Consider the following 11875-nt stretch of genomic DNA (forward strand, 5'->3'; position numbering starts at 1 on the left):
ACAAATTTCAATTCCAGTATGGTGCGATTGGGAGCCGTTGGAAAAATCAAAAAAAAGATTGATTTTATTGGGTTATAGGGAATAGATTATTCTGAATAATTAATAGGGAAGTTGTCGACCCCTGATGGTTGAAAAGTATCCCAAGATCGACAACTTTTATATGTTGTTGGATTGCAGTATGTCAAAGAGCTTTTTTTGAGAAATTCATAAGAATGGAATCTTTCTAAGACTTATAAATAGCGTTATCGACAACTATTTTTAAATAAAATTGTCAATTTCAGATCTTTCCTTCCCGATGATTTCTTTCTCAAGCCATTTCTCTTGTCGTGTTTTAAAGATAATCAAACTATCGGTTTCTGCATTCATAATTTCTTCTGCTTTTATTTTAAGTTCGGTTAGTTTTACTTTTGTTATCTCTCCTTCAAATACCGAATTCTGAATCCAATTTAAATACTTCCGACATAATTTAAGCATTTTACCGGTTCGTTTTTGGTTAACATCGTACATAAGGATAATATACATATTACAGCTGCTGATTTGTTGAACTTGAGAATTTGCTAATTTATTGGCTCTGAAGCTATAATCACCACCACATCTTGAATGGCTTGTAGTCTTCAATCTCCAGTAAGTGTTTGCTCAATTTGTAGCATTCCAATTTTAATAGGTGTTTGTAGCTTACATTTCGGTTTAGTTTTCTATGTTTTATGGTTTCGCTCAGTCGATCTTCAAATGCCTGAACGAATATTTTTTTTCCAGATGAATTCAACATGCAGCTGTTGAGGTTTTTATCAAAGTGTTTTTCCTGGATCTCTTTTTTATTGAGAACTTTAAAAATGACTCTATCAACCAGTAATGGTTTGAATATTTCTGCCAAATCAAGTGCCAGAGAATACCTGCGCTCTCCCGGAGTATGCAGGAAGCTGATTACCGGATTTAGTTGGGTTTGATGTATAGCTCGCAAACATTGACTGTAACAGATCATGTTCCCAAACGAAATTAAGGCGTTGACTTCGTTTTGAGGGGGTTGTTTGGTTCGGTTACCCATTGAAAAATCGTTGATGATGAGGTTAAATGCATCATAATATGTCATTCTGATGTTTCCCTCAATGCCCATTAGCTGATCAATGGCTGTGGTTTGGTGAATCGATTTCCTAAGTTGTTCAATTTTCTCAATTATTTCTGTCATATCCTTACCACGGTTATGATAGTACTTCATATTTTTGAGGATGTTATATGATGCCCCTTCAATGAAATTTTTAGCGATTACTTGTCGTTTGGTATTGCTCATGTAATGAGAGGTCTGTGCAAGAAGCATTCGTCCCGAAAGAAGATGATCACGTGGCATGAAAGAGCCGGTATAATTCTCATAATAATCGAAAAAATGTACCGGAATATTATTTTTCCCTAAAAAGTTGTATAAAGCACTGTTGGCGTCCAGTGAACCAAAAGCATAGAGTTCTTCAATTCCCTCAACAGGTAAATATCTTGGCTTATCGGTGATGCCGGTTTCAGCTACCGGAGTAAATTTCAAGGTATTGTCTTTTCGACTTAGCTGGCCGGGATTGAATAAATAGTAGGTGCGTTTCATGGTTATTAGGTTTGATTTTTTAGCTGATGAGCTGTTGGGATAATGAGGCAATACGCTACTTAACAAGTGATTTAAATGGAGGCATAGTTCATCAACTTTCAATTTCTCCACTATAGCAAAAATCAAAATAGGAGCATTTTTTACATTTGCTGCTGTTAATGACCGGTGGGCAGTCGTTAGACTCAGTAAGTTCTTTTATTTCTGTAATCATGCTTTTAATAATCTTATCGTCATCAGCTGAGAGTTCAATAGGCAAGGTCTTACGCAATTTTGGGTATTCCAGAATACCGGTCGGGTTTTCAACCCCATTTTGTTTGAGGACATACAGATAGTATTTTACCTGCCATTCATGTGCTTTTTCCTGACTTTTACTCTTTTTAACTTCGTGCACCACCTGATTACGAGTATCGTAATAGTCAATTTTAATTCCGTCCAGTTCGATTTCAGTATATTTTTCTGACCTGAAGGGATAGCTGTTTTCATGAATCAGTTTTCCTTCGGCCACCAAATCACTGGTGTGCTCCATATTTATACCATTGGCAAAAAGCCATAGTTTCCGATGACATACGTAATAGTAATTGAAATGAGTTCCGGTTATTTGCATATTAGTAATCGCGTTTTTTCAAAGTCAATGCTTCACAATAGTTCTTTTTACTTGTCTTTATGTATAATATTCATAATAGAAATCCGCCAAAGTATCATGAAATCCCCACTAATAAATTGATGTTTAAAAGATTAAAAATAAAAAAAATCCGCCAAAGTATCATGAAATCCCCACCCGGTATTTGCTGAGTCTTGTACAATTGCATGTGCTCTGTTCTGGTATAATTCCTGTAATCTCTGTTTGTTAATGTAATTCATTGCATCTCGATACATGTTCTCCATGCTGGTGTAAAAAGGCTCATCTATGTCACCGTATTCATTGGTGAATCTTACTCCGGTTTCCACATAAAACAGCATTAAATCAGCAATAGCTTGGGGAGGAAATCCAAGCTTTTTTGAATCAGTTATGGCTTTACGTGCGACTGATAAGCGAGATTTTGGAAGTCCCTGTGCCGGGAAGAATTCATTTTCTATAATTTGTTTCTGCTTTTCAAGAAAAGAAGATATGTCAGACGAGAGTTGGAATTGGTGGTGTTCTTTAACAGCTTTGTATTTTAAATCCAGTTCCATAACATGGTTTATTAACTCTTGCTTTGTCAGAGCTTTAAGAAATTTTGTGAGTTCTTTTGTTGGCATGGTTCTGTGTTTGGTCTTGCAATTTTAAATTATTCAACACCTTGCTTTTGAATAAGGTTAAAATATAAACAGGTTTCAATCTGTTTGTTTAATTGCAGATAATTAAGGTTGCAGTCTTCGGTGAAACATAAAAGAGAACTGATCATGGTTAATTATTAATCCCCGAGATCAAAAAGTTCTCGGGGAAAATTAGTAATATTACACTACCAGCATTTGGTTTTCGTAGTCGAACGCCATCATCAATTCAACTAAGCGGTTCTCTGCTTTTTCGAGAGCGTCAGCAGATTCCTTTTTTGTTCGTATGTAACCACCTGCTTGTAGAGTAACAAAACTATCAACGCCGTTTATATTTTCTTCTATAATCGGTTCAGCTTTATTTTCTTCCTCTTCTTTAAGTTTTGCACGAATGCTTCCGGCAATTTTATTGGCATTATCAGAAATAGAAACAGCAAGCGTTTCCATGAGGCTAAACGTACGAGATTGGTTTGATGTAATTGTCCAGTTAATTATTGCGTTCGCAAGCGCCTTGGCTAATTTTTCTCTTTGTTCTTTTGGAGCAACCAAACAAGTACCAAAAACAGTTTCGGTTTCTTGCCAGCCGGCTTCGCGCAATTTTGTTTCAGTTTCTTCGGTAATTTCGGGTTCTAACCTGTTGAGTAAAACACAAAATAAACGACGTAGATCAATTGCCATGTCTTGAACGAAAAGACCTGTTGCACGACGATTATCTGAAATCCACTTTCTGCTCAAACTGCGATCTTTTCCTTTAAGGAATTCTGTAATTTCATTTTCAGTCAAAGCTTCGCCTTTCTCATTTCTTACAATAACCTCATTATTTGGCCTATCACTTCTATCAAAAGATATATTCTCTGAGTCAACTCCTGCAAGTAAAGGATGTAATCCTCTCATTGAAGAAATAGATAAAGGACTTCGTCTTTTAATTGTTCTATCTTTTCCCCCTTTTGCTGCTTTCATCCATCCACCCAGCAACTGATCGGCAAATGATGGGTCGCAAGTTGCATATACCTCACCCTCTTTCATTTCTCCTTTATTATTTACATCAAATAAGAACGTTGTTGGAGATGGCACTTCATTTAATGCTTTAGAAAGAGCATCAACCAAGGATCGCTTTATTTGTTGCCCACTTGAATATGGAATTCGTCTGCCAAACTGTGGATCGTAATAGGTTTTTTGACCATCAGCAACGCAAAACACTGTATGTTCTGCTCTTTTTAATGTTCTGATATAAATTGTGCTCATAACTAATATGTTTTAATGTTTGTTTTTATTTTATCTCGAAAGCCAAGACTGTGTGTAAAGCTTTAAGTTCAGAATGATTTAGTTGCGCTCTCTTTCCGCATACGCATAATCAAACTTCAATAGCACCACAAAGTAGCCAAAGTCCTCAGCCGACATTAAGTGTACTTTATCGCGTAATGTTTTAAATACCTGAAGCGAATCTTGTTCTACTTCTTTAACAATGGCAACCAAGGCATCTAAAAACTGCTTTTTTGATTTTGCTGATAGCAATTCCTTATCAATAAGGTTTTTTCTATCATTTTTTGATGCTTTGTCTCTATACTCGTGAAGTGCTTTAGCTACTTCTGCAGTATATTCCAGCGATTCTTCTTTGTTTTTTGTAATCATAGCTAATAACCAAGTTTTATATGTTCTGTATGTAATTATGTTTTCGTAATCTTTTTGCAGTGATTTTATGTTTTTTTCTTCATCATTACCGGTTTTTGGTTTTAATAATTTTAGGTTAGAATCATTTCCAAAATATTTTCGCAGGTCTTTTGGTTCAAGTGCTTGCAAACCAATAGAACCAAGTTCACATGCTCGTTTTACGTGTATGCCAAATAAAGATTGATAATCTTTAGCTTCGCTTATGGCTGCTTGCTCGCCAAAAAGAACTGTATAATACTTTTTCAATGTTTCTGCCTTTTCAAAATAAAAAGGAAAAAAACCTAAGGTTTTATTTGTTTGCCCAAGGCTATAAACGTAGCCAATTACTGTTTTCTTAGAATACTTATTAGAGATTTCGAAAAAAAGGTCACTCCAATTAATCGTATTTACTTCAATAAGTTTCTCAGATACTGAAATTGCATTTCTATTTTGTAGATGAGTAAAGTCAAAATCTTCTCTGAAATATTTGTTGTAATATAAACTTAACCATTGTCCATTCCATGTATTTATTTGATTGCCTCTCATGGAGTGTAGTGAGCTGTCATTTAGTAGATTTCGATATTCGTGCCACCCTTTATATATATCGAATAGAATTTCAGGTTCATCAAAATATATTGAATAACCACCAGCTACTCCAACGCCTAATCCACCGCCAATCCACGAAAAATAAATATCATCTTTTTCCGTAGTTGACGTAATATCTGTAACTAAACCAGAAGTTGTAGCAAATTCCTTTAACTCTGAAGCGGGAAATCCTATAGCTATACTTGCGTCACATTCCCCTTCATCAATTTTGTTATGCAGATCATTAAGTTTCTCTTTGCGTTCATTCGATTTTAGTAGTTCAGGCTTTTGTCCTGCTTTCATCTGTACAAAAGGAGAGTTAGTTACCCACTGCATATATTTCGGATGATTATAAAAACATTCAAAATATTCCATCTCAAAAAACTCTTTTGCCGAATAATTCTTTCCTGTTTTTTCGTTAAAAGTTTTTAGAAAAGTTTTTCCAATTGTTGCTGCTATCATAATATTTGTGTTTTAGCTGAAAATTTTGTGTTATAGTTTTCCGGCCTTGCCAATTCTACATTTAAGCCCAGTTCAGAACTATATGCTATGTCGGGAATTACAAACGGACATGTGCCTTTATCTAATTGACGCAGTCCACGAACAACATAAAATCGGGTACTTATTTCCATCTTGGCTTTTTGTTCAGGATTGGCTGTTAAGTAATCATCCACGTTGCTTTCGCATATACAACTTACGCTGTCAATATCAAGCAAGTCCATAAGGATGGCTTTTGAGTTATGCGTTAATTTGTCAATATTCCACTTTCCGGTTTCTTTAAACACTGAATGTTGTTCTATTTTTAAGAAATCAATCTCTGTAAAAACAGCATCTATTTTTTCTTGCAGTTGGTTCTCGCGCATTACTTCACCATGAGGCAACACCGCATAACTTCGCTTAATTAATTCTAAATTATAAGGTTTAGCCTCTTTTTCATTTTCGGGTGGAGAAAGCACATATATTGGTTTATATTTACCGATGGTATCATTGTTTCGTTTTCGGTTGATACGACCAAATCGTTGTGCGAGCGCATCAAGAGGTGCTGCTTCTGTTATCATTATATCGAAACTAATATCGATACTTACTTCCACTACTTGAGTAGAAACAACAATACATGCATTGGTTGATGTGTTGAAATTACCGGTGGGTTTACCCTGTTCATCCAAACCCATAAGTAATCGTTCTTTTTCGTTGCGATCTCCTTTGGTAAATCGGCTGTGAAGCAAGAGGATTGGAATATTTGAAAATTGCTCTTTTAATCGTAAATATTGTTCTTGTGCATGTTTTACCCTGTTGCACACAATCAGTATTTTTTTGTCTTCCTGTACTGCTTTCAGTATTTCATTGTCAGCACTTGCCCATGTGTCAATTTTGTAAACCTGATGACGGTTAAATTTCTCTAACTCATTTTTATCAAGCGATACTTCTAAAACATTTTCTTTCCCGAGTAACCCAATTATTTTATTGTACAAAATAGCCGGCATTGTTGCCGTACCAATATGAATATTACAATCTAAATGGTTTAGCACTTCTATTATTTTGAGGACTATGGCTTGGGTTATTTCTGTATATGTGTGAATTTCATCAAGAATTACATCACAACCTTTTATATCCAAAATCATTGCTTCAAACCCATTTGTTCCGAGAGCAATTGCAGCTATTTGATGTGGGGTAAGCACTTTTACTGCTGCACCAACATGTCCCTGGATTATTTTCTCTTCTTTTTCTTTTCCTGCAAGCACAATTCCCGAAGCTGCATGCAATAACCGAATGTCAATATTTGAATTGTCTTTTTCCAAATCGTTCTTCACCCTTTTATACATTGCATTTATCGAAGCCTGAAACGGTAAAGTGTAAAAAACTCTTCCTTTACATCTACGAAACAAGTAATCAGTTTTTCCTGCTCCTGTAGATGCCACAACCATTGTATGTTTTTTTGGTGAATCGCTGCTTTTGAATGATAATGGATATAGTTCGTGCTGTCGGTTATAGAAATTGAGGTCTGGTTTTTTGAACAAGCGTTCGAGATAGTTTTCTGTTTTATCGGACAGTGCTGATGCAAAATGGTCGGCAGACATCAGCAAACCTCTCCATTCGGAATAGCCACGCTCTCTTACCTTGTTTTGGCAATATTCAACAACTTTATTAAAGTTATCTTCTGCTTCTTTTATCGAGATATCGTGAATTTCTATACCAAAAGCTTCAAGAATGGTCAATGCATCAGTTTTCCATAATTCCAAGTCTTTTATGTGATAGTTGAAATTGTTTTCATCCAATTCCTCCATTAAATCCAAAATGCCTTTTTTACGTGCATCGTGGAGTATCGATTTGTGATGAGCAATAACCATTTCTATTAGTGCGGGTTGTATTGTTTCATCAAACAATGAAAGAAAAAAACATGAAGCAATTTCATGACGGAAAGGAGTCCGGGGAGGTTTATTGTCATTGAGGCGTTTTTGAAAAACAGAACTTGCTTTGCCAATATCGTGCAGAATAGCACCGAGTCGAGCCGTTTCTATATCCATATTAGAATATTCGGCAATTTTTTCAGCAACAGAACTTACTAAACACAAATGGTCGTAGAGTGTCGTTTCTTCGGGTTTTCCCTTGGCTTTTATGTGTGGGCAAATTGTTTTCATATATTCTTTTATCTGGGCTTTCAGCCCGCTGGTTGTTAATGTTGTATTATGATCCCCAAGGCGTTGCCTTTGGGCTGAAATAAATTAGCCTTTCAGGCTGTTTGTTGTGCCGGGCTGAAAGCCCAATTCTATTCAGCCCGGGGCAACGCCCTGGGATCTATGTATTTCATGTGCCATTCGCCCTGAAAGGGCAAATCAATCATTCCAAATGTAACGTTCATCGTATTCAATTCCATATTCATTTAAAAATATCCGATACTCATCCTGAAAAGTGGTTTTTTTGTGATGCATTTCCTGATTTTCGATATATTGTTTGGTTTTGTCATATACTGATTGGCTAACGGAAAAACCTCCATACCCGCCTTGCCAGGCAAATGATTCGTAATATTCATCCAGTGTTTTAATCCACCTGCTGCTATGTCTTTTTATTTCCTCTACCAATTTTGCCAGAGCAATATTTTTGGACATCACACACAGTATATGAATGTGGTCGGCGGTGCCATTAATGATTATTGGAATTGACTCATTTGAGTTTATTACAGAACCAATGTATGCATACAGTTTTTTTCGATCTGCTGAACGAATTTCAACTGATGTGTATTTAATATGAAATATTATATGCACATATATTTTCGATAATGATTGTGCCATGTTTCTTTTTTTCTTTATCTGGGCTTTCAGCCCGCTGTTTGTTATTGTTGCATTATGATCCCCAAGGCGTTGCCTTTGGGCTGAAATAAATTAGCCTTTCAGGCTGTATGTTTCTTCAGGCTGAAAGCCCAATTCTATTACTGTTGTATTTATTCCCACGACGTTGACGATGATTTGAAATAAATTAGCTTTTCAGGTTGCGTTGCAATATTTATGCGGGCTGAAAGCCCAATTCAATCTAGCCCAATGGCATCGCCTTGGGTTTTCAACGAATTTCAATTCGTGGCAGCAAAACGGGTGTTACGTGATGTCCATTACCGCCCTGAAAGGGCAAATTAATCATTCTAACCATTAACCATCATTAGTTCCAAAAGGCAATCAATGGAATTAATAATTTGTTTTTACAGGCGTACCTACCACTTTTAAATATCCGTACATTGGTTCATTTTGCTTGAATCTGTTGAATCCTACCATAAAAGATTGTTCATTTTTTTCAAATACAAGTTCAAACCCTGCAAATAACTCTTCATTTTTATTAAATTCTTCCACTGTTACTTCAATAATTTCTTTATCCGGGTAAAGAATATCTTCATTTCGAGCCAGACAAATATGTTGTTTGGAGGCAATTTCGGCATCTTCTATTGATCCAAATGCGACATATAAATGAGGTTCAATTAAGACACCACGCATAAGAATCGCATACGGTCTTGAATATTCTCTGTTTTTTCCACGCCCTTTTTGGTTCCAACCTCTTGGTTGAATTTGCTCCTGTTGTTGGGATATCTGTTTGTATGATAATCTGTGTGCTAAAATTTTTTTTATTTCACCATCATCATTTCTCAGTAATTCCGGGAACAGTTTTCGTTCAATTCCTGCAACTACCGACGGTGTAAGGAATTGCTGGCTAAATGTTTCGCTATCTCTCACTGCAGTCCATGGTTTTATAAAACCGAATGGACCTGAATATTTTACTATGAATAACATATTTATCAAATTGTCTTAAGGATTAAATTGACGGTTATATTTATAATAATTAGCAGATAACCTATTATCAGTGTCGCCATTTTACTTTTAAAGAATAGCCATGATTTTTTTTCAATATCATGATTCTCGTCGACCAATTGTTGCCGTAAGGATACTATGTCATTAATTTTATTCTGATATTTGAGTTCATTTGCCTTTTGATGAAAATACTTATCAGCTTTTATAGCGATATATGTATTGTGAATAAGGCTAATAGTTATAGTTGAAATAAGGAGCAGTAATGCAGCACCTAGAAAAAATTTGTATGAGACCTCTTCAGAATATAAAATCCAAATTATTACAATTCCTGCCATCCCTAATTGGTGACAATATTCACTGGCTTTTGAAGAATAATGACCTACCATATCTTCAATTTCTTTTACTGTTAGCTTCATATTAATAGCTTATTTTATGTTTCTACTTCACAGCTCCAAACCCAACCCCCGTGCTATTTCCCAGTCCCACTTCCCAAGCAAAAGCTTTGGTTTCGGGTTTGCCTTTTATAATGACGGGACACCAGCTGGCTCGGTTTTTAATATTTTTATAAGTCACCAGTTTGGTGCCTGCACGGTGATAAGACAAATCAAATTGAATATCCAGAGTATCATCTGTGAGGCCGGTTTTTTGCATTTTGCGTTCCAGTGTCTCTATGAGAAATTGGTTGGCGCGCGGATCATCGTAAATGATATGCTCCGTATTCTTTTCGTCATACCTTTTGATGAATATAGGGCTAGCCGGGTAAAACTGATCTCTATCGGTAAAATCAGGGGCAGGTTGCATTATGATTTCATTTATAATAAGACCATTGAATATTTTCGGGTCTTTTTGGACCCCTTTAATAATAGTTTTCGCTAGATCTTCGTCTGGCGTGCTGAAAAAAAAGTGGCTTCCATTTTTAAAAACTAATCCTCCTCGAGCTTTTTTGCCCCCTTCAAGGCGCGAAAATGAGTAGAGAGATAGTTCTCCATGATGTTGATTCCAACCTAACCATTTATGAATAACACCAGTAAGAAGATGTTGATGGTTGAATGGAACGATTTGATTTTCTGATTTAATCTTAAAATGCAGTCTCATATTATTCTTAAATTATTTATATTCTATTTACAATTATACAAACCTATTTCGCCAACTATTGTCATTTTAAAAAATCCTCAATCTTTTTTTTGATAAAAATTTTCAAGTCCGTTGGTTCCACTATTTCAATATCCTGACACAATCCCATCACAAAACGGCCTACTCCCTCGAAACTGCATACTTCTGTTTCCAGTAAAAATTTGGTGTCATCAATTGGTGTTATGTCTTTTTCCGCCAATGGGTACTCTTCCTTTAGTAGTTCACAAGCTCTCAGGGAGAGCTTTAGTTTTACATTAATCCGCTGGTTTGAACTAATCCGGAAAACATCCATAAATCCCTCTTTATGGAGTTTTGAATGTTCCCAGTTTTCATTCAAAACTGAAACCGACGAAATTCGGGTGTTTTTGAAAGTCTTACAGCATCCGGAATTAATATCGTAAGCCCAGGTGGATATAAAATTGGTGGTAAAACTGAATGGCTCAACGCGCCGGTCTTGAAGTTTGTCGCTGTTTGCTGAGCGGTAATTGTATAAAATTACTTTTCTCTTTTCTATTATGGCTTTGTTCAGATTTTGAATAACTGCTGAATGTTGCTGTTTTACAATAGTTTGGGCGATCTCTTTGGAGTTGTATAGGGTGTATAATTTGTTGATAAGATTTTGTTTAAGCAAATTCTCATTGCTGATGGAGTGAATGGCGTTGTAAAGAATATGGGCCTCTTCTTTTGAAAAGTGAAGGAGTTCGCTTATCTCTTTAAAATATGGCGAAGCTTTATGAATCTGGTACATTCCGTCTCCGTTCTTGGGTCTGGGAATTATAAAACCCGCTTCTCGTATGGTTTGGATGTATCTGTCGACAGTTCGTTCTGTTAAATCAAATCGTTTCATGATCTGATTTTTTGAGTATTTGAGGCCATTTGAGAGAAGCATGATCAGCTCCAAAAGCTTGTGGAGTTTGGGTTGTTCCATCATTATTCCAGGTGAAAATCAACAATATTTTTCTTAAATATATTAAAAAAAAGTTCAAATTAAAATGACAGTTTACGTAAATAGTGGGTTTTTTGGCGTTGATATTTTTTCCTGTTTTCCGGATTAGATTTTACTCAAAATCGCAATCACATGTATAGCAGTGTTTTATGAGTTTGTTTTTTGAAAAGTGGGTGTCCCATGGTATCTTTAGAGCATGTTTGTTCGAAAGAAAAAAAATAGAAGTGGGAGTGTTAGTATCCAGATTATCAAAAAGATTAATCGGGTAAACAAGATTGTCAAAACCATAGGTTCATCCAAAGATCCTGTTGAGATTGACCGTTTATTCCAAAAGGGACTTTATGAGCTTCCCCGATTACATGGAGCAACTTTGTTCGATCAGATTCATGAACCTAACATTGGAGAGTTAAGCAATGACAACATTCG

At 35.8% G+C, this 11875-nt stretch carries 12 protein-coding genes and 1 pseudogene; 1 reads left to right on the top strand and 12 read right to left on the bottom strand.

What is annotated here, in order from left to right:
• Positions 1-258: 258 nt before the first annotated feature.
• The 12 genes from cas2 to B5X70_RS17060 all read right to left on the bottom strand — a co-directional run bounded on the left by cas2 (position 259) and on the right by B5X70_RS17060 (position 11434).
• Positions 259-522: a CRISPR-associated endonuclease Cas2 gene (gene cas2, locus B5X70_RS17005; RefSeq protein ID WP_079559110.1), complete on the bottom strand. Its 264-nt coding sequence runs from the start codon at positions 520-522 to the stop codon at positions 259-261.
• Between the two features lie 61 nt (positions 523-583).
• On the bottom strand, positions 584-1588 hold the full coding sequence (cas1b, locus tag B5X70_RS17010) for a type I-B CRISPR-associated endonuclease Cas1b (RefSeq protein WP_079559111.1): 1005 nt from the start codon (positions 1586-1588) through the stop codon (positions 584-586).
• 91 nt (positions 1589-1679) lie between these two features.
• Positions 1680-2192 carry a CRISPR-associated protein Cas4 gene (cas4, locus tag B5X70_RS17015; protein ID WP_079559112.1) on the bottom strand — a complete coding sequence of 171 codons (513 nt, stop codon included), beginning with the start codon at positions 2190-2192 and terminating at the stop codon, positions 1680-1682.
• A 131-nt stretch (positions 2193-2323) separates the two neighbouring features.
• Complete coding sequence (locus tag B5X70_RS17020) at positions 2324-2827, bottom strand: DUF6155 family protein (RefSeq protein ID WP_079559113.1); 504 nt, start codon at positions 2825-2827, stop codon at positions 2324-2326.
• Positions 2828-3025: 198 nt separating this feature from the next.
• Entirely contained in the window at positions 3026-4087 is a 1062-nt protein-coding gene (locus B5X70_RS17025) for a CRISPR-associated protein Cas7 (RefSeq protein ID WP_079559114.1), read from the bottom strand.
• 78 nt (positions 4088-4165) lie between these two features.
• The gene (locus B5X70_RS17030; RefSeq protein WP_079559115.1) at positions 4166-5539 is read right to left on the bottom strand and encodes a hypothetical protein; all 1374 of its coding nucleotides are present in this window, start codon (positions 5537-5539) and stop codon (positions 4166-4168) included.
• Positions 5536-7716, bottom strand: a complete 2181-nt coding sequence (locus B5X70_RS17035; RefSeq protein ID WP_079559116.1) for a CRISPR-associated helicase/endonuclease Cas3 — start codon at positions 7714-7716, stop codon at positions 5536-5538. Before B5X70_RS17035 ends, B5X70_RS17030 begins: the two co-directional genes overlap by 4 nt.
• Before the next feature lie 195 nt (positions 7717-7911).
• Positions 7912-8367, bottom strand: coding sequence for a transposase (locus B5X70_RS17040; RefSeq protein WP_079559117.1), 456 nt, complete (start codon positions 8365-8367; stop codon positions 7912-7914).
• 387 nt (positions 8368-8754) lie between these two features.
• Positions 8755-9351: a hypothetical protein gene (locus B5X70_RS17045; protein WP_079559118.1), complete on the bottom strand. Its 597-nt coding sequence runs from the start codon at positions 9349-9351 to the stop codon at positions 8755-8757.
• A 5-nt stretch (positions 9352-9356) separates the two neighbouring features.
• Positions 9357-9785, bottom strand: coding sequence for a hypothetical protein (locus B5X70_RS17050; protein ID WP_079559119.1), 429 nt, complete (start codon positions 9783-9785; stop codon positions 9357-9359).
• A 22-nt stretch (positions 9786-9807) separates the two neighbouring features.
• Positions 9808-10464, bottom strand: a complete 657-nt coding sequence (gene cas6, locus B5X70_RS17055; protein ID WP_079559120.1) for a CRISPR-associated endoribonuclease Cas6 — start codon at positions 10462-10464, stop codon at positions 9808-9810.
• Positions 10465-10525: 61 nt separating this feature from the next.
• Entirely contained in the window at positions 10526-11434 is a 909-nt protein-coding gene (locus B5X70_RS17060; RefSeq protein WP_079559121.1) for a helix-turn-helix transcriptional regulator, read from the bottom strand.
• 211 nt (positions 11435-11645) lie between these two features.
• Between B5X70_RS17060 and B5X70_RS18420 the strand changes: the two are divergent.
• A pseudogene (locus tag B5X70_RS18420) lies at positions 11646-11875 on the top strand (IS1634 family transposase); the annotation flags it as partial.

The organism is Alkalitalea saponilacus (genome assembly GCF_900168165.1).
GTDB classification, from domain to species: Bacteria; Bacteroidota; Bacteroidia; order Bacteroidales; family Marinilabiliaceae; genus Natronoflexus; species Natronoflexus saponilacus.

What these genes read in the sequence shown, in the direction of transcription:
- cas2 (WP_079559110.1), bottom strand. Translation starts at nt 522, where the DNA reads ATGTATATTATCCTTATGTACGATGTTAACCAAAAACGAACCGGTAAA.
- cas1b (WP_079559111.1), bottom strand. Translation starts at nt 1,588, where the DNA reads ATGAAACGCACCTACTATTTATTCAATCCCGGCCAGCTAAGTCGAAAA.
- cas4 (WP_079559112.1), bottom strand. Translation starts at nt 2,192, where the DNA reads ATGCAAATAACCGGAACTCATTTCAATTACTATTACGTATGTCATCGG.
- B5X70_RS17020 (WP_079559113.1), bottom strand. Translation starts at nt 2,827, where the DNA reads ATGCCAACAAAAGAACTCACAAAATTTCTTAAAGCTCTGACAAAGCAA.
- B5X70_RS17025 (WP_079559114.1), bottom strand. Translation starts at nt 4,087, where the DNA reads ATGAGCACAATTTATATCAGAACATTAAAAAGAGCAGAACATACAGTG.
- B5X70_RS17030 (WP_079559115.1), bottom strand. Translation starts at nt 5,539, where the DNA reads ATGATAGCAGCAACAATTGGAAAAACTTTTCTAAAAACTTTTAACGAA.
- B5X70_RS17035 (WP_079559116.1), bottom strand. Translation starts at nt 7,716, where the DNA reads ATGAAAACAATTTGCCCACACATAAAAGCCAAGGGAAAACCCGAAGAA.
- B5X70_RS17040 (WP_079559117.1), bottom strand. Translation starts at nt 8,367, where the DNA reads ATGGCACAATCATTATCGAAAATATATGTGCATATAATATTTCATATT.
- B5X70_RS17045 (WP_079559118.1), bottom strand. Translation starts at nt 9,351, where the DNA reads ATGTTATTCATAGTAAAATATTCAGGTCCATTCGGTTTTATAAAACCA.
- B5X70_RS17050 (WP_079559119.1), bottom strand. Translation starts at nt 9,785, where the DNA reads ATGAAGCTAACAGTAAAAGAAATTGAAGATATGGTAGGTCATTATTCT.
- cas6 (WP_079559120.1), bottom strand. Translation starts at nt 10,464, where the DNA reads ATGAGACTGCATTTTAAGATTAAATCAGAAAATCAAATCGTTCCATTC.
- B5X70_RS17060 (WP_079559121.1), bottom strand. Translation starts at nt 11,434, where the DNA reads ATGATGGAACAACCCAAACTCCACAAGCTTTTGGAGCTGATCATGCTT.